The 17,835-nt window shown below is 39.8% G+C and carries 17 protein-coding genes; all 17 read left to right on the forward strand.

From position 1 onward, the window contains the following. Positions 1 to 166: 166 nt before the first annotated feature. Entirely contained in the window at positions 167 to 946 is a 780-nt protein-coding gene (locus FYJ84_RS00890; RefSeq protein ID WP_154405171.1) for a class I SAM-dependent methyltransferase, read from the forward strand. Between the two features lie 123 nt (positions 947 to 1,069). Beyond that, positions 1,070 to 2,305 carry an autotransporter outer membrane beta-barrel domain-containing protein gene (locus FYJ84_RS00895; protein ID WP_205764028.1) on the forward strand — a complete coding sequence of 412 codons (1,236 nt, stop codon included), beginning with the start codon at positions 1,070 to 1,072 and terminating at the stop codon, positions 2,303 to 2,305. A 92-nt stretch (positions 2,306 to 2,397) separates the two neighbouring features. Continuing rightward, on the forward strand, positions 2,398 to 4,365 hold the full coding sequence (locus FYJ84_RS00900) for a glycosyltransferase (RefSeq protein WP_154405175.1): 1,968 nt from the start codon (positions 2,398 to 2,400) through the stop codon (positions 4,363 to 4,365). Between the two features lie 262 nt (positions 4,366 to 4,627). Beyond that, positions 4,628 to 6,067 (forward strand): undecaprenyl-phosphate galactose phosphotransferase WbaP, encoded by a 1,440-nt coding sequence (wbaP, locus tag FYJ84_RS00905; protein WP_235901290.1) that lies wholly within the window; start codon positions 4,628 to 4,630, stop codon positions 6,065 to 6,067. A gap of 36 nt (positions 6,068 to 6,103) precedes the next feature. Then, entirely contained in the window at positions 6,104 to 6,883 is a 780-nt protein-coding gene (locus tag FYJ84_RS00910; RefSeq protein ID WP_154405177.1) for a DUF4422 domain-containing protein, read from the forward strand. Between the two features lie 47 nt (positions 6,884 to 6,930). After that, on the forward strand, positions 6,931 to 7,488 hold the full coding sequence (locus FYJ84_RS00915) for an HAD family hydrolase (protein ID WP_154405179.1): 558 nt from the start codon (positions 6,931 to 6,933) through the stop codon (positions 7,486 to 7,488). Continuing rightward, positions 7,445 to 8,350 carry a hypothetical protein gene (locus FYJ84_RS00920; protein WP_154405181.1) on the forward strand — a complete coding sequence of 302 codons (906 nt, stop codon included), beginning with the start codon at positions 7,445 to 7,447 and terminating at the stop codon, positions 8,348 to 8,350. Before FYJ84_RS00915 ends, FYJ84_RS00920 begins: the two co-directional genes overlap by 44 nt. 53 nt (positions 8,351 to 8,403) lie before the next feature. Next, the gene (locus tag FYJ84_RS00925) at positions 8,404 to 9,204 is read left to right on the forward strand and encodes a LicD family protein (RefSeq protein WP_154405183.1); all 801 of its coding nucleotides are present in this window, start codon (positions 8,404 to 8,406) and stop codon (positions 9,202 to 9,204) included. A gap of 37 nt (positions 9,205 to 9,241) precedes the next feature. Continuing rightward, a complete protein-coding gene (locus tag FYJ84_RS00930) occupies positions 9,242 to 9,955 on the forward strand; it encodes an IspD/TarI family cytidylyltransferase (protein ID WP_154405185.1) in 714 nt (237 codons plus the stop codon). Between the two features lie 22 nt (positions 9,956 to 9,977). Beyond that, positions 9,978 to 11,045 carry an NAD-dependent epimerase/dehydratase family protein gene (locus FYJ84_RS00935; RefSeq protein ID WP_154405187.1) on the forward strand — a complete coding sequence of 356 codons (1,068 nt, stop codon included), beginning with the start codon at positions 9,978 to 9,980 and terminating at the stop codon, positions 11,043 to 11,045. A gap of 32 nt (positions 11,046 to 11,077) precedes the next feature. Continuing rightward, positions 11,078 to 11,770: an L-ribulose-5-phosphate 4-epimerase gene (locus tag FYJ84_RS00940; protein ID WP_154405189.1), complete on the forward strand. Its 693-nt coding sequence runs from the start codon at positions 11,078 to 11,080 to the stop codon at positions 11,768 to 11,770. A gap of 29 nt (positions 11,771 to 11,799) precedes the next feature. After that, complete coding sequence (locus FYJ84_RS00945) at positions 11,800 to 12,744, forward strand: glycosyltransferase (protein WP_154405191.1); 945 nt, start codon at positions 11,800 to 11,802, stop codon at positions 12,742 to 12,744. Between the two features lie 3 nt (positions 12,745 to 12,747). Further along, complete coding sequence (locus FYJ84_RS00950; RefSeq protein ID WP_154405193.1) at positions 12,748 to 13,995, forward strand: flippase; 1,248 nt, start codon at positions 12,748 to 12,750, stop codon at positions 13,993 to 13,995. Between the two features lie 21 nt (positions 13,996 to 14,016). Beyond that, a complete protein-coding gene (locus tag FYJ84_RS00955; protein WP_154405195.1) occupies positions 14,017 to 15,318 on the forward strand; it encodes a hypothetical protein in 1,302 nt (433 codons plus the stop codon). 22 nt (positions 15,319 to 15,340) lie between these two features. Then, complete coding sequence (locus FYJ84_RS00960; RefSeq protein WP_154405197.1) at positions 15,341 to 16,528, forward strand: hypothetical protein; 1,188 nt, start codon at positions 15,341 to 15,343, stop codon at positions 16,526 to 16,528. Between the two features lie 31 nt (positions 16,529 to 16,559). Continuing rightward, positions 16,560 to 17,654, forward strand: coding sequence for a UDP-galactopyranose mutase (gene glf, locus FYJ84_RS00965; protein WP_328596301.1), 1,095 nt, complete (start codon positions 16,560 to 16,562; stop codon positions 17,652 to 17,654). Positions 17,655 to 17,782: 128 nt separating this feature from the next. Beyond that, positions 17,783 to 17,835 (forward strand): helix-turn-helix domain-containing protein (locus FYJ84_RS14960; protein WP_154405249.1); only part of this gene is annotated, 53 nt, incomplete at its 3' end.

Genomic DNA, 17,835 nt, shown 5'->3' on the forward strand with positions numbered 1-17,835 from the left:
GCGGCTTGTGTATCGTTAAGTACCGAGGCGCGTCTCAGTGCCCTATGAATGGTACATGCCATGCCGTTCTTCGTTCCTGCTGAAATGTACATAATTGTCATACTGTCTTTCGTTATTGTTAGGAAAGTTCGATAAATAAATCTAGTCTGGTGGTGAAGTTGTATTTATGGTTGCAGTAGTGACTACGGATAGAAAATGTCATAAGGAGAGCCTTGAGCTGGCGGCTGAGATGGCGAAAAGGCTGGGGCTGCAGCAGGTTCCCCGGCAGAAGGAGTCGGTGGCAGAGCTGATGGAACGCTATCAGGCTGATGCGGTGCTGGTAGCCTTGCAGAAGGAGCTGCGGCTGCATACGGAGGCAGGGGAGCTGTTCTTTCATCCCAATATGTCCCAGCTGCGGCTGAAAAACCTGCGGTTAGGCGAAAAAGACCACATGACAGAGGCAATGGGCTTGCAGGAAGGCATGTCTGTGCTGGACTGTACCCTGGGCTTTGGGGCGGATGCTATCGTGGCAAGCTTTGGCGTCGGGGAGAGTGGCAGCGTTACCGGCCTGGAGGTCAGTCCCTTGATTGCGGCGGTGACAGGCTACGGCTTGCAGCATTTCCTGCCGGGCAACTATCCTCTGTATGCCGCCATGCGGCGCATCAATGTGGTCAATGAGGATTATTTGGACTATCTTCGCCAGCAGCCGGATAACTCCGTGGATGTGGTGTATTTTGATCCCATGTTCAGAAAGCCCCTGACTGCCAGCAGCAGTATTTCCCCCCTGCGTGGCGTGGCTGACCATCGTCCTTTGTCCGAGGAAGCTGTGGCTGAAGCTTGCCGTGTGGCAAGGCTGCGTGTTGTCATGAAGGAAGCCAGCGGCAGCGGCGAATTTGCCCGGCTGGGTTTTCATCGGATGGCAGGGGGAAAGTATTCCAAGGTGCATTATGGCGTGATAGAGCTGTAAGCGTGAACAAAAAATAAAGCAAATTGTCTAGTTGTTTGAACAAAAATCGTTTGACTATGTATCCATTTTTTAAGTATAATTGTCCTGTGGTTTTATACAGATAGTTATAATGGGGGAATGGATATGTTAAACATGATGCCGGAAAGAGCAAAAAGCTCTTTGGCAAAAGTAATGACGGCACTGACTGTAGTGGCAGGTGCCCAGGGTGTGGCGGCAGTTGCCATGCCGGAGCCGGAAGTAAATGTGGATGAGCATGCGAGCTTTGATGGGTATGCTTTGTTTGTACCGGGAGTTGCCAATGCAGCACTTGGATGGACAACAATTCAGACAAATACTTACACAGATATAGGTAGTGGTGTTCTTAGTGTTAATGGTCAGACATGGACTACCATACAAACTGAAATAGGCCCAACTGAAGAAGAAATACGGGCGGCTGAGCAGGCGGAAATGAAAGCAGAGATGGAAGCTGTTACCAAGGTTGTCTGCAATACTCAGAGGGTGTTCTTCTTCTTGTCGCGTATTGCCAACAACGATATTCATAAGCGTATGGGTGACCTGCGGGACAACACTGCCGAGGAAGGCGTTTGGCTCCGCAGCTATGGCGGTGATGGCGACATGGAAGGCGGCATGGACTACAAGATGCTGGGTATTCAGGGCGGTTACGACAGGACTTATGAAAGAAATGACGGCAAGGTGATTGCCGGTCTTAGCTATCTGCATACCAAGGCTGATTTTAGCGGTATGGGAGCTGATGGCAGCGGTAATGGTAATTTCCTGGGAGTGTATGGCAGCTTTATTGGCAACAAGGGGCATTATATTGATGCCATCATGAAATATGGGCGCATGTCCAATGAAATCACTGCTACTGATGACAATACCCGCAAGACATATAGTGGTGATACCAGCTCCAATGGTCTTAATACCTCACTGGAGTATGGCTATCGGCAGCAGCTCAAGAGCGGTTATTATATAGAACCGCAAGTGGAGTTGAATTATAGCCGTATGGATGGCGATACCTTCTATATGAGCAACGGCTCCAGGATTGACATGCAGGGCTCGGATTCCCTTGTGGGCAGGGCAGGTTTTAACTTCGGCAGAAAGGTAGACAAGGGGAATTTTTATCTGACCTGCTCGTTGCTCAGGGAATTTATAGGTGAGAATACGACCTATATGACTTATAAGACCTTGCATGACAAGGCAACGGCAGATTTTAAGGACACATGGATGGAGTACGGCATCGGTTTCAATTTCCAGACTGCACCGCAGCAGAACCTTTATGCCGAGCTGACACGCACGGCTTTGGCAGATAAGCTGTCAGAGAACTGGCGCGTAAATCTGGGTTATAGATGGAGCTTCTAACAACAGGATAAAGAGCAGAGGAGGCTTTCTCATGGGAGGATTAGGGATAATTCTGCGTGGGAAGGCCTCGGTTTGTATGGGGAGTAATAGATATGCAGGAAAAATTTCACTGTGCCTTTGGCGTAGATGCCAATTACGTTAAATATGCCGGAATTGTCATGACCTCCATTGTGCTGAAAAATCCGGGGCATCCCGTGGCATTTCATCTTTTTGCCAAGGGAATCAATGACGAGGATGTGGAAAAGCTGGAGGAAATGGGCAATCTCTATAGCAACGTGGAGATATGTGTCTATGAGGTGTCCAATGAACTGGCGGAAATGGATGAGGCACTGGGCAATATCGGCATCGGCAGGCTGAATAATACGGTGCTAATCAGGCTGATGGTGCCGCTGGTGGTTCCTGATGATGTGGAGCGTGTGCTGTATCTTGATGCGGACATGCTGTGCGTCAGCAAGCTGGATAGCCTGTGGCAGACGGATTTGGATGGCCATCCCATGGCGGCTGTCAACGAGGGCAATCACCAGCGAAGTGCCAAAAGGCTGAATCTCAGGTCAGAAAACTATCTGAATGCCGGCTGTATGCTGATTGATGTGGCAAAATGGCGGGAGATGAACCTGACACAGGAAATACTGATGGACTTCAAGCAGAACAAGCCACGGTATGCAATATTGGAGCAGGATGCTATCAACCATGTATTGCAGGGTGATTTTAAGGTATGGGAAAGCGGTACCATACTGCTGATGGATGCCTTTAACCATTATAAAATCCATTGTGACGAAAGCCAGAATGTTTTTTGGCATTTTCTCAATGAGGGCAAGCCATGGTTTGAGTATGCGGATGAGCAGATAGCGGAGCCTTACTGGCAGGTTGTGCGCCGTTCTCCCTGGTATGACATGGAAAAGCAGGTCAGCAAGAATGTCAGGATATGCTATCTGGCAGGGAAAAATGCAGAAAAGCAGGGGGATTATAAGGCAGCGGCAAAGTATATGGGAGCTGTGGGTGACAAGCTCATGGAGGATTATCTCAAAAAGCACAAGACTGGCAGATTCACAGAGTTTAAGGAATACTATACCTATGACAAGGACAGCCCGCTGGTGTCGGTGATTATTCCTGTGTACAATGTGGAGAAATATCTGGCAGGGGCACTGGAAAGTGCCATGGAGCAGACACTGAAGGAAATTGAGATTATTGCGGTGGATGATGGCTCTACAGACGGCTCAGCAGATATTTTGCAGGCTTATGCTGACCGGGATGACAGGATAAGGATTATCAGCAAGGCAAATACCGGCTACGGCCATACAGTCAATACCGGCATGGATGCTGCCCGTGGAAAGTATATCCAGATTTTGGAAGCTGATGATGCCCTGGGGGCGGATATGCTGTTTACTTTGGTGGAGACCGCTGAAAAGTATCAGACGGAAATCACTAAGGCGGATTATTATCATTTTACGGGCGATTGGCGCGAGGGCAAGAAGGAATATCAGCATGCCGCCCCTGATGGAGTGTATAATGTTGTAAAAAATCCTCAGGAAGATATGGATATTTTTTTCTGTGCCATGATGAGCTGGTGCGGCATTATCCGCCGTGATTATTTGCAGGAGCATCATATCCGCCACAATGAAACGCCTGGGGCATCCTATCAGGACAACGGCTTCTGGTTCCAGCTTATGTGCTATGCTCAAAGGGTGATTTTCATTGACAAGCCGGGGTATTATTATCGCCGTGACAATCCTGATTCCTCGGTACGCTCGGACAAGCTTTTTGCCATCAACGAGGAATGCGGCTTTATTTACGGCTTTTTGTCCAGCAGCAAGGATTTTGTTAAGTTCAAGGGAATCTATTGGAGCAAGAAATACACCAATGCTGTGTTTACCCTGCACCGCATTGGCAGGGAATATCGCCAGCTTTATGTGCAGCACATGCTGGAGGAGTTCCGGGGAGCTGAGAACAAGCAGGAGCTGTATGAAGCTTGTTTTAGCCAGCAGGACTGGCAGGATTTGCAGCTATTGTTGTCAGACAGCGAGGCATATTTGCAGAAAATGGTGCCAGGCAAGAGATAGTAACGGGATTATCTAATAATTTCATAGGTGTTTTTTAGGCTGCTCTTTAGTCTTATAAAAGTGTAGTTGTCAGAGTGTAGTGGGCTCTGATGACTACACTTATTTTTTGTGTAAAGAAACAGGGAGAATACTGTCATTTTTTTAAAAAAAACGTTACGTGTCTTGCTCGGGGGGGCGGATGTGTTATCATAGTGAACGAAGACAAAAAATTGTGGATAACTTTTGCTTGTAGCAGTAGTACTTTTGACGGGGGAGTTTTGCTTTGAAAATAACCACAAATCGTTTGGGGACAATATATAGCAGAAGGTTGATTGTACTGCTGTACATTTTGTTTGATTACATCGCCTTGGTATTGGCGGAGAAAACTGCCCTGATATTGCAGGGAATGTTCAGGATAGATGCAAGCCGGATGATGGTGTTGCCATGGGATTATCAGTATGTTTACATACCAATAATGTTTATCTTGTTGATGTTTTTGAGTGATGGGTACAAGTTCAACCGGCCATCATTAGAAATGGCAAAGGATATTTTCAAGGGCATTTGCTTCAGCTTGCTCATGTATACGCTGTTTATCTTTTTGGTAAGAAATAATATGCACATATCAAGGTATTATGCAGGCTGCTTTTTCAGTTTTTCCCTTGTATATATGGTGTTGTTCCGCTGCATGGCAGGAAAATGGATGCAGGGGCGTGATTTTCTGAAAGAGCCGGTTTTGCTGGTGGGGGCGGGGAAGACAGCCGAACTCTTGGTAAACAGCCTGCAGCATGACTGCTGTTACTTTTACAAGGTAGTTGGAATTTTGGATGACCATCCGATATCAAGCTATTTGCCGGAACAATACAAGGTGCTGGGAGATTTTGGCGATACTGCCAGGGTTCTTCAAAATTCCTCCGTAAGGACGTTGATAATTGCTGCCCCAGGCTTGGAGCCTGGCAGGATGCGTAGCTTGTTATATAGTGTACAGCACTTGACAGATACTATTTTATTTACGCCGAATCTTGTGGGCTCACCTTTGGGGAGCGTGGAGATTAGCACTCTTTTTGTGGAGCAGCTGACGATTATCAAAAGCAAGAATAATCTGTCGCGTTGGTATAACCGTGTGTTTAAGTTTGCCTTTGATATGGCTGTGACTGCTATTGGAACTTTGCTTATATCGCCAATTTTATTATTTTTAGCTATAGCGGTGGGGATAGATAATCGCGGAGGCATTATTTTTGCCCACAAGCGTGTGGGCAGAAATGGCGAGGAATTTCCGTGTTATAAGTTTCAGACTATGGTAAAGAATGCTGATGAAGTTTTGGCACAGTATTTATCAGCAAATGAGGAAGCCCGAAAAGAGTGGGAAGCCAATTTCAAGCTGACTGACGATCCGCGGGTTACCAGGCTGGGGGCATTTTTGCGTAAAACAAGTCTGGATGAACTGCCTCAGATTTTTAATGTTCTTAAAGGCGAGATGAGTCTGGTCGGACCTCGTCCAATCGTGAGAGAAGAAGTCAAAAAGTATGGCAATCATATCAGGGAATATTACATGGTGCGTCCTGGTATTACCGGTATGTGGCAGGCCAGCGGGCGCAGCGATACCACGTATGATGAGAGGGTAGCCATGGATACGTGGTATGTGAAGAACTGGTCTATCTGGCTGGATTTAAAATATTTGTTACAGACTTTTTCGGCGGTGCTGCATAAAAAAGGTGCATATTAAAGGTGAATATTAAAGGTGGAGAGGGAGCTAGGTATCTTGGATATAAAGATTATAGTTGCGACGCATAAGAAATATTGGATGCCTGAGGAAGATGTGTATGTTCCCTTGCATGTAGGCAGAGCAGGAAAGTCAGGCCTGGGCTATATAGGAGATAACACAGGGGATAATATCTCCGGCAGGAATGCTAACTATTGCGAGCTGACAGGGCTGTATTGGGCGTGGAAAAATATGTCGTGTGCATATCTGGGGTTATGCCATTATAGACGGTATTTTTCAGATGGCAGCTTCCATAGCACCCTGGCAGGGAAGCGAAAGTCAATCCTGCACAGGACTGATTATGAACACTTATTAGCAAAATATGATGTTATACTGCCTAAAAAGCGGAATTATTATATTGAAACTGTAAGAAGCCAATATGCGCATGCTCATAATGAGCGGGACTTGAAGGCTGTTGAGATGATTTTGGCAGCCAAGTATCCTGAGTACCATGAAGCTTTTTGCAGGGTTATGAATCGCACCAGCCTGCATATTCTTAATATGTTTGTGATGAAAAAGGAGCTGTTTGATGAATATTGCAGATGGCTGTTTGATATTCTTTTTGAGCTGGAGAAGCAGATTGATATTACGGATTATGACAAATATGAAGCAAGGGTATATGGTTTCTTGAGCGAGCGGTTATTCAATGTTTGGCTGGAATATAATCAGCTGAGGTGCGTAGAGATGCCAGTGGTGTTTTTGGAGAAGCAAAACTGGGGGAAAAAGGTTTATAAGTTTTTAAAAAGGAAGTTTGGGAATCACGGGAAGGGTTTTGTGTAAAAATGAATATTTCTATGCAAATTTTTTTGCTGTGAGGGATGGGTGTTATGAGAAAACAGGTTGATAATTTAGCGGTATTTGATTTGGATGATACTATTTATGATGGTAATTCTCATTTTGCTTTACTTAATTATTATTATCACACAAAAATATTTACTTCTTTTGTTATGCGAGCCTTTGGTAAAATATTTCCCTCTCTATATATGAAGCTTTGTTATTGGGCATATAATAAGATACCTCAAAGTGATCGCTATGGTTTTGTTCTGCCATATCGTCAGGAGGTTATTAAGCTTATGCATGAGAAACTGAATGCTGGATATGCATTGGTTATTGTATCCAACGCTCCTGCTGATTTGTTGCAAACTGCTGGTGATATGCTAAATGTGTTAGCTATTAGAGCCGAATTTGGAGGAAAAGCAGAAGTGGTTGCAGAAAGATTTTGCTATAAAAGAATATTTGTTTGTACAGATAATAAAACAGATATAGATTTGTTGAAAATAGCTGATGAGGCGGTAATAACTTGTAAAAAAGAGGATAGAAGGTATTTTGAAAAAAGATTAAATGGTAAAAAATATCAATTTATTGATGAAGGAGCTGAAAGGTAATATGAAAAATCCCCTTGAAAATGTGTCAAAGTTAAATTGGGGATGCTACTACTTACCATTACGCTGGACTTTTGCTACCAGATATACAAATCCAATAAATATAATATCCTTTTTCTTGATAGATGCCTTACCAAGTCTCTATTTAGTATTCGCCCTGTCAGACTTTAGGCTTGAACTTGCAGTAAATTGGTTTATTGCTTTCGTTACAATGTTTTGTTTTTACGAATGTGGCTATATTTTTAATGAAATTGTTAGTGTTCGTTATGAAAAAAATCCCACTATTAGAATACCAGAGCCATATTTTTTTCTCATACTCAGACATTTGGAGAATTTGATTACTGTCAGGGTTGTGCTGGGAGTGTTGGGTAGTTGGTTTCTAATGAGTATGTTTCCCGATAATAGAGGATTATATGTTTTTTGTGTTTTGTTGTTATTGGTTACTTATAGTGTGCATAACTTTTATCGAGGAAAAATTAATGCCTTAACCATGGCAATAGAAGTTACTTTAAAATATATGATTCCTATAGTTATTTTTATACCTGATGATAGGTTGATTACATCTTTGAGCGTTGTATTATTGACTATTGTATTGGTGCGTTTTATTGAGTATATCTCAAAGAAAGAATTTTTTCCTCGCATCAGGGTTACACGTGATGTGGATAGCTTTCGTATTAAGTACTATATTTTAATATGTGCTATTTCAATAGTACTAGTAGGAATTGGTATATGGAGTCCAATTCTTTGCGGGTTGCCATTTTTGTTTTTGGTTTATCGTTTATTATCTTGGTATGTTATGAACCATGTAAAACATGTAGCTGGAATTATTCATGAGGGGCGCAAACATCATGGTACAGATAAATAAATTTAAGGTACTGCATTTTAGCAGATTAAGAAACTGTATAGGTGAAATATAATATGAGAAAATTATCGGTGGAAGAAATAAAGAAAGAAGAACTGAAAATGTTAGATGTATTAATGGAGTTTTGCAATAACCATAATCTTAGATGCTTATTGGTCGGTGGAACTTTATTGGGGGCTATACGGCACAAGGGATTTATACCTTGGGATGATGATATTGATGTATGCATGCCTAGAAGTGATTACGAAAAGCTAATAAAATTGTATGAAAATGAAGGTCAAAAATATCAAATATATTCAGGGGAACGAAATGGTATTTTTTATCCATATGCGCAATTAGTGAATATTAATACGAGTATGGATATAAGATATTCTGAAAATGCAGAGAAAAAATTGTGGGTGGACATTCTTCCTGTAGATGGCTTACCCGAAGATATGGAAATGGTAAAGAATGTTTATCGGAGATGTAGTTTTTATAGAAAAATGTATTTTTTAATAGATGCAAAATTAGGGGAAGGTAGAACAGAATTCAAGAAGTATCTTAAATACTTACTAAAACCTGTGGCTAAATTAATAGGCAAAAGATATTGCGTTAATAAAATTATTGATATAGCCAGCGAGAATTGTTATGAAGGCAGTAAATATGTAGGTGTAGTTACTGCAGGTATATATGGTGTAGGAGAACGTATGCTAAAAGCAGATTTTGAAAAAACAGTTTATGTTGAATTTGAAGGAAAAAAATACCCTACTTTTTCTTGCTGGGATTCATATTTAACTGGGATATATCAGGATTATATGGTGTTGCCTCCAGAACAAAAACGGCAGACACATGGTATGGAAGTTTATTTAGATGATTGATTATATATTTATGGCTTAATGATATCAGGAGGTTGTTATGGCTAACATTGCGTTAATAATTGCTGGTGGCTCCGGAGAGCGAATGAACCAAGATATACCTAAACAGTTTTTAACAGTAAATGAAAGACCTGTTATTGTATATACGTTAGAGGCATTTCAAAATCATCCTGAAATTGATGGGATTGCGGTTGTTTGTATTGAAGGCTGGGAGTCCGTTTTACAAGCATATGCTAAACAATTTAATATTTCAAAACTAACTACTATTGTGCCAGGGGGACAAAATGGGCAGGCTTCTATACGTAATGGAGTATATGCATTGCGTAAACAGTACCGAAATGATGATATAGTGCTAGTTCATGATGCTATACGTCCCATGGTTTCAGCAGAAATCATTTCAGATTGCATACGTGTTACTAAAAAGAAAGGAAATGCTATCACGGTAATACCTTGTGCGGAAGCTATGATAGAAACTGATAATGGATTTCAGTCTATAGGAAGTTATCCACGAGATAGATTAAAGAGAACCCAAACTCCTCAAGGATTTTATTTGGGAGATATATGCAATTTGCACGAGAAAGCTTTGGAGGCTGGAATAACCAACTCGGTTGCATCCTGCACGCTTATGATAGAGATGGGACAGCAAGTATTTTTTTCTGCTGGTTCAGAAAAGAATATTAAGCTCACGACGGTTGATGATATTGATATTTTCAAAGCATTGCTTAGTGCGAAACGCTCTGATTGGCTGAAGTAGATGGTCGTAGAAAGGTACATTTATGGGGATTATGGGTAATAATTTGCACAATAGCAAAACGTATATAAATGACTTGGATGTTGCACTAAATCATACTTTGGATGTAGAAAAGTTATGTAATGCTAAATTTTTAATCACTGGTGCAACGGGAACTATTGGCTCTTTTTTAACGGATATGTTGATACGATACAATCGTAAAATAAGTGGTAGTATATGTATTTTTGTTGCAGGACGTGATGTCAATAAAATTAAAAATGAATATGCAGGATTTAATGAAGTTATTCCTGTGTATTATGATTTAAAGGAGAATATTAAATTCAATTTTCCAGTTGATTATATTATACATGCTGCTGGAAATGCACATCCTTCTGCGTTTATTAGTGATTCCGTCGGTACTATAGTAGGAAATATCGTTAGTACATATAATTTGCTACAGTATGCTCAGAAATATTCAGTTAAGAGGTTTTTATACGTTTCCTCTGGTGAAGTTTACGGTCAAGGAGATTTGAAACTCAGTTCATTTGAAGAAGATTATTTGGGTTATTTAGATATTCAATCTATGCGTTCTTGTTATCCGTCTAGTAAAAGAGCTACGGAAAATCTGTGTTGTTCGTATATGGAGCAATATGGCGTTGAGAGTGTAGTTGTACGCCCATCTCATACATATGGACCGTATATTACTAATAGTGATAATAGGGCACATGCTCAGTTCTTTAAGAATGTTATTTCTGGTGAGGATATAATTCTAAAAAGTTATGGCAAACAAATAAGAAGTTACAATTATATTGGGGATTGTGCTTCAGCATTGTTTTCAGTACTTACTAAGGGGAATAGTGGAGAGGCATATAATTTAGCAAATCCAGATTCTGTAGTAACAATTGCTGATTTAGCGAAAGTTATTGGCAATGCAGGGGAGAAAAGCGTACATTTTTTACTGTCTGATGAAATTCCAAATAAAAATACGTCACCTATTGTAAAGCAAGTTTTAAGTACTAGAAAGATTGAGAGCATGGGATGGAAGCCTGCTTTTAGTTTGGAGGATGGGATTAGGCATACACTGAATATATTGAAGGAAGTGCACAATGTTTAGTGTATCGTATGGCGATTGGGTGGTGCAAATATATGTTGGATTTATTAAAGAGAGAGGTTTGTGAAGCTAATTTAGAGTTAGTTAAAAAAGGTGTTGTCATTTATACTTGGGGAAATGTCAGCGGCATATCTTCAGATAGAGAATTTATGGTAATAAAGCCATCTGGTGTACCTTATGATGGCATGAAACCTGAGGATATGGTGGTTTTGTCTATTGGAACAGGTAAAGTTGTTGAGGGGAAGTGGAAACCGTCATCAGATACTGCAACACATTTAGAATTGTATCGGCATTTTGATAGTATAAATGCGGTAGTCCATACTCATTCGGTTAATGCAGTGGCTTTTTCGCAAGCAGGAATTAATATACCTGCTGTAGGGACTACTCATGCTGATTACTTTTATGGGGATATTCCATGTACTAGAGAATTGTTGGTACATGAAGTGATGGATAATTATGAGGCTAATACAGGAAAGGTTATTATAGAAACTATAGAAAAACTAGGATATGATCCCATGAGTATCCCAGGTATTGTCGTAAGAAACCATGGTCCGTTTACATGGGGGAGTGATGCTGCGAATGCTGTGCATAATGCGGTTGTTTTAGAGAAAATTGCTGAAATGGATTATAAAACGTTGATGTTAAACCCATCGTCTGAGATGAAGCAATATATTTTAGATAAACATTACATGAGAAAGCATGGGAAAAATGCATATTATGGGCAATAATTGATATTTTCATAGAAGGAGAGAATATTTTGCATTCTAATGATGTTACTTTATGGGGCAAGAAAGATGCTTTGATAGGATGTATTATTGTTACATATAATCGTTTAGAAAAGTTGAAAAAAGCTTTAAAATGTTATTCAGAACAAATACAAGCCCCCCAATATGTAATAGTGGTAAATAATGGCTCAACGGATGGAACAGAAAAGTTTTTGAATGAATGGAAAACTCACGCAGAAAAGTTTGAAAAATACACAATATATTCTGAAGTAAATACAGGGGGAAGTGGTGGTTTTTATTTAGGAGAAAAAAAAGCTTTGGAACTGGACGCTGATTGGATTATGATATCAGATGATGATGCATACCCGGAATCCGATTATTTGCAGGGAATGCAGGCATATATCGAATCACATTTGGATGAAAATTTATCAATAGTGTGTGGCAAGGTCGTGGAACAAGATAGTTATAACAATTTTCATAGAGGATATTTAGTATCAAAATGGTCAAGAAGGATACAACTAAATGTTCCAGAGGATGACTTTAAGAATGAATATTTTTATCCAGATTTTACTTCTTATGTAGGCATTGTTGTAAATAAATTAAAAATGGAACAGGTTGGCTTGGTTCGTAGAGATTATTTTATTTGGCAAGATGATGTGGAGCATTCATATCGGTTGAGTAAAGTTGGAAAGATAGTAGGTATTTCTAAATATCAGATGGTTCATGATACTATGATGAATTACAATGAACTATCATGGAAAAGTTACTATGGATGGCGTAATTTTATTGCATTTAGAAAAACACATTTTAAAAAGTATTTTATATTATCCTTATTTGTGTCAATATTAAAAGCTATTTTGTGTCCGTTGCGTGGGAAATCAAAAGTGGAAGTGATTTTACGCATGAGAGCTATCAGGGATGGTTTATTAGGAAATATGGGTATGAATGAAATTTATAAACCAGGATGGAAACCGTAATTTATGAAAAAGGCAAATTTAAAATTAGCAGAAAATATTTGCTCTCTTGGTATCATCAAAGGCTTGCAGTATGTTCTTGCTTTCATTACTTTTCCGTATTTAGTGCGTGTATTGGAAGTGGACGGTTATGGCATGCTTGTGTTCGCACAAGGGATAATACAGTATTTTGTATTGTTCACAGATTATGGGTTCAATTTGCTGGCACCCAGGGAAATTGCGAGGCATGATTCTCCTAGAAGGCGTGGGAAAGTATTTGCTGGAATTTTTGGCGGGAAGGTGCTTTTGTTATTGCTGAGTACCATCGTATTTGTGGTATGGCTTTTAGTGGGAAGCGCATATACAAATTTGGATGCCTGCTTGTATTCTGTTTTATACATTACTGTAGTTGGGAATGTATTGTTTCCAGTTTGGTTTTTCCAAGGAATTCAGCAGATGCGTTACATAACACTGGTGAATGTTCTTGCCAGATTTTTTAGTGTCATAGGTATTTTTGTTTCGGTGAATGATTCAGATGATTATATTATAGCAGCTCTTTGCCAGTCAGCAGTGCCATTGCTGGCTGCGCTGTTTTCCTGGCTGATATTGCTGAGAAAATACCCGGAGGTGTTTGTAGTTCCAACTTATAATGATGTTAAGGGGGGACTGGCAGATGGCTGGCCGATATTTACTTCTACAGTAGCGATAAATTTGTATACTGCCAGTAATGTGGTTTTTCTTGGGATGCTGACAAATAATACGGTGGTGGGGTACTTTAGTGGTGCGAAAAAAATAATTGATAATGTTGTGCAACTTCTATCTCCTGTAACTCAGGCAATTTATCCTCATGTAAGCAAAAAGGTAGCTGAATCAAAAACAGATGCCTTGGTATTTTTAAGAAAGGTGTTGCTGCTGTTGGGTGGGAGTAATTTTGTTCTTTCGATAGTTATTTTTATCTTTGCTGAGCGGGTAATAAATATTTTGCTGGGAAATGGGTATGACCAATCTGTTCTATTGCTGCGGATTATGGCCTTTTGTCCTTTCATGATATCACTGAGTAATATTTTTGGTATACAGACAATGCTGACATTTGGTATGCAGCGTGCATTCAATATGATTTTAATAGCAGCGGCAATTTTTAATACATGCCTGGTATTGCCAATGATTTATTTTTTTGCGGCAGAGGGAGTAAGTGTAACAGTAATGTTGACTGAGACAATGGTTACATTGGTTATGTGGATTGTTTTGAGGAAAAATAAAGTTGAGCTATCATAAAGGTTAGGAAAGTGAAGATATATGATTCAAAGATTGATTCAGTATGTAAATATAAATGATATTAAATTACGCAATATTGTCATGAGGGAGATTTTGGTTCAAGCATGGCAACAAAGGAAGAAAATAGGTGTATGGATTATTTTATGTGCAATTGGTTGCAGTGTATTAGGTTTTTGTTTGGCTATGTATAATACACGCATTGACAAAGGGGCAGAGGGAAAAATTCATTCGGAACAGATTGCTCTGTTAGAGAACCAAATAGCACAATATACAGAGAGTATGGATGAAGCAAAAGCACGCTTGGTGGAATCTGAGAAATTTAAAACGAAATCTATGATAATGCAATTAGATCCGTATAAAGTTCCAGAATGTGAAATGGTCTTTGAGGTAAAAACCAAGGTAAATCCTCATTTGTTGGTAAATAAGTATGTTGCGTATATAAAGAGCACGGCTTTTAGAGAAGAAATCACAAAGTTATATCAAGATATTTCCAGTGAGGATTTGGAAAGTGCAGTCAAGGTATTTTCTTATGGTAATTTATTCAATGTAACAGTTATGCATAAGGATATGGATACGGTGGTTCCATTAGCTGAATGCATAAAGGCAAACATATTAAAGACAGAATGGGCTGATGAAGCTCAAACTGTTTTGGTGAAGCAGGGAAGTGGATATGCTGTTGAGTATGATATTTTAAATAAGCAAAATAACATAAGGAATATTGTACAAAATGATAAGTTAAATATTGCTAATATGGAAAAGGCTGTGGCATTTCAAGAGCGTGAAAAATTTGAATTCATTAAGCGAAATGAGCCAACATCTGTAATTCATAAAAGTCCGATAAAGGCAGCACTAAAGTTTTTACTGTTTGGTCTTGCGTTGGGGGTGAGTGTACCAATTTTTTGGTACATTGTTAAGTATATGTTTAATGACAAAATCAAGTCAGAAACAGAATTGGAAGCTGCCGGGATAACGGTATTAAATTCATTTGCAGATGGGAATTTTAGATATGATATGTCTGAAACCAGTTTGGAGTTAGAATTATTGTCAAGGCGATATAGTGCTCAAAAGGTAACTGTTTGTGATATGTCAGATAATATGATTGAATTTAACAAGTTTAATAATTCCTTACAGATAAAAGACGTGTGTTTTGAATATATTAATACAGCCTGTGTTGACAGTGATAAATTGAAAGCTTTATCAGATTTTGGGCAAGTAATTTTTATTATTAGACCTGGAGTAGATCTATATTGCAAGATAGAAGAATTATTAAGGTATTGCAAAACTCTTGGCATAAATATCTGGGGGGCATTGGTGGTGTATTGATTTGGTGAGAGTTGGCAGTTTTATGGCAAGCGTGTTGTATGGCATAACCAGGGAAAAATTATATTTAACGGGATACGGGATAGTGTTACTAGGAAGCTTGTTGACAACAACAATGTTTAAGATACCTTATGCGCCAAAGTTGCTCATATTATTAGGTTTGTTGCTTATAATTAGCAAGATGCTGTGGTTTGATAGCTATATTTATCGAGAAGTATTTTTGGGAAGTGTTGTTTGCCTATTAGGGGCACTTATTTTCTTTTTTACCCGTGAAATAGATTTTTTACTATATGTGCTAGTTTTACTGGGAGCTAAAGGGATAAGCTTTAGAAAAATAATCAAGGTGTTTGTGCTTATGAATTGCATGACTTTGTTTTTGTCGTTTGTTGCTTCCAGATTGGATGTTATAGAGGATTTAGTATATGTGGATAGAGCTGGATATGTATTCGAGAGAAATTCTTTTGGAATGGTATATCCAACGAATTTTGCAGCTCATATTTGTTTCCTGATGCTTGGAATATTGTATTTGTTAGGTGATAAAATAAAAAAATTCCATTTGCTATGTTGTTTTATACTAATGATTTTTGTATACGCTTTTTGCCATACAAGACTTGACTGTGGGTGTATGCTGATTGCTATATTGGCTTTTTCTGTTTGCAGGGGATGGTTAAAAACAAATGGATTTAAGTGTAGCAATGGAGTTATGATAGCATTTTTCAAAAAATATGGTATGTATATTATGCCTTTATTTGCATTTGTTATCATGGGGTTGGCATATATTTACACACCTGACAATTTTATTTTGAAAGAACTAAATAATATTTTATCACAGCGTTTGAATTTGGGACACAAAGGCTTGTTGGATTATCCTGTTACTTTATTTGGGCAACATATTAAGTTTTTAGGGAATGGTGGTACGTTGGCACCTTTTTCACAAGTGTATTTCTTTATAGATTGCTCCTATCAAAATATTTTGATGAGGTATGGTGTGTTAGGATTACTGGCAGTGTTTTTATTTAATCGTTCTGCTTGGAAAAAGTGTACAGATAATAAGTATATGCTGGTTGTATTGGTTGTAGTTGCAATTAACGGTGTAGTGGCACATCATATATGGGAAATTGCTTATAATCCTTTTTTTCTAGCCTCTACAGCATTTTTGGATAGAGAAAATGCAAGTTTTACTTGTAATTATAGAGAATTTTTTGTAAAGTGATATTGATAGAATGCGAGGAGGAGAGATAGCTGTGTACGATTATCTGATAGTGGGCAGTGGGCTGTATGGTGCAGTGTTTGCCCATGAAATGAAGAAGGCTGGCAGGTCTGTGCTGGTGCTGGAAAAGCGTGAGCATACCGGAGGCAATGTTTATTGTCAGGAAAAGGAAGGTATCAATATTCATGTATATGGTGCCCATATTTTTCATACAGATGATAGGGAAGTGTGGGAGTATGTGCAGCAGTTTGCGGAGTTTAATAATTATGTGAATTCCCCGGTGGCGAATTATAAGGGGGAGCTGTACAATCTGCCCTTTAACATGAACACCTTCAGCAAGATGTGGGGGGTAGCAACGCCAAAGGAAGCAGCGGAGAAAATTGCGGAGCAGCGCAAGGCGGTCAGCGGTGAGCCGCGTAATTTGGAGGAGCAGGCAATTTCCCTGATTGGCACGGATATTTACACGAAGCTGATTAAGGGCTATACGGAAAAGCAGTGGGGCAGAAGCTGCAGGGAGCTGCCAGCGTTTATTATCAAGCGGTTGCCGGTGCGGTATACCTTTGACAATAATTATTTCAATGACAGATATCAGGGGATTCCGATTGGCGGCTACAATAAGCTGATTGCAGGTCTGCTGGATGGCATAGAGGTGCGCACTGGCGTGGATTATAATGCCTGCCGTCAGGAGTATGCTGGCATGGCAAGGCATGTGGTATATACGGGTGCCATTGATGCTTATTTTGATTATCAGCTGGGCCAGCTGGAGTATCGCGGGCTGCGCTTTGAGACAGAGCGACTGGAGAAAGTCAATCATCAGGGCGTGGCAGTGATGAATTATACGGAGCGTCAGGTGCCATATACAAGGGTGATTGAGCATAAGCATTTTGAGTTCGGCACTCAGCCTGTGACCTATATAACAAGAGAATATCCTGCTGACTGGCAGCCGGGGCAGACAGCCTATTATCCTGTCAATAATGACAAGAATCAGGCTCTGTATGAGAGATATGCCCGGCTGGCAGCAGGAGAGAAGCATGTCATTTTTGGTGGCAGGCTGGCAGAGTATAAATATTATGATATGGATGATGTGATAAGAAGTGCCTTGAACAGGGTAAGAGAAATTTTATCTTAATGTGGCAGAAGACTCCATGCCTCTATAGGCGGGAGATGAATGCCACGTCCACCAAATTTACGCAAGTAATTGAGGTGGACAATAGAACATAGTGGTGATATAATAGTAAGTGACAGGAGGTGAACGATATGTTACAGCAAAAAGGCTATCAGTATAGAATATATCCCACTAAACAACAGCA

This window comes from Anaerovibrio slackiae (assembly GCF_009695585.1).
In the GTDB taxonomy this organism is placed as follows: domain Bacteria; phylum Bacillota; class Negativicutes; order Selenomonadales; family Selenomonadaceae; genus Anaerovibrio; species Anaerovibrio slackiae.

Bases quoted from the DNA above. Each gene is read 5' to 3' on its own strand.
- FYJ84_RS00900 (WP_154405175.1), top strand. From the start codon at position 2,398: ATGCAGGAAAAATTTCACTGTGCCTTTGGCGTAGATGCCAATTACGTT.
- FYJ84_RS00915 (WP_154405179.1), top strand. From the start codon at position 6,931: ATGAGAAAACAGGTTGATAATTTAGCGGTATTTGATTTGGATGATACT.
- FYJ84_RS00930 (WP_154405185.1), top strand. From the start codon at position 9,242: ATGGCTAACATTGCGTTAATAATTGCTGGTGGCTCCGGAGAGCGAATG.
- FYJ84_RS00935 (WP_154405187.1), top strand. From the start codon at position 9,978: ATGGGGATTATGGGTAATAATTTGCACAATAGCAAAACGTATATAAAT.
- FYJ84_RS00890 (WP_154405171.1), top strand. From the start codon at position 167: ATGGTTGCAGTAGTGACTACGGATAGAAAATGTCATAAGGAGAGCCTT.
- FYJ84_RS00940 (WP_154405189.1), top strand. From the start codon at position 11,078: ATGTTGGATTTATTAAAGAGAGAGGTTTGTGAAGCTAATTTAGAGTTA.
- FYJ84_RS00920 (WP_154405181.1), top strand. From the start codon at position 7,445: ATGGTAAAAAATATCAATTTATTGATGAAGGAGCTGAAAGGTAATATG.
- FYJ84_RS00955 (WP_154405195.1), top strand. From the start codon at position 14,017: ATGATTCAAAGATTGATTCAGTATGTAAATATAAATGATATTAAATTA.
- FYJ84_RS00950 (WP_154405193.1), top strand. From the start codon at position 12,748: ATGAAAAAGGCAAATTTAAAATTAGCAGAAAATATTTGCTCTCTTGGT.
- FYJ84_RS00925 (WP_154405183.1), top strand. From the start codon at position 8,404: ATGAGAAAATTATCGGTGGAAGAAATAAAGAAAGAAGAACTGAAAATG.
- FYJ84_RS00895 (WP_205764028.1), top strand. From the start codon at position 1,070: ATGTTAAACATGATGCCGGAAAGAGCAAAAAGCTCTTTGGCAAAAGTA.
- FYJ84_RS00960 (WP_154405197.1), top strand. From the start codon at position 15,341: ATGGCAAGCGTGTTGTATGGCATAACCAGGGAAAAATTATATTTAACG.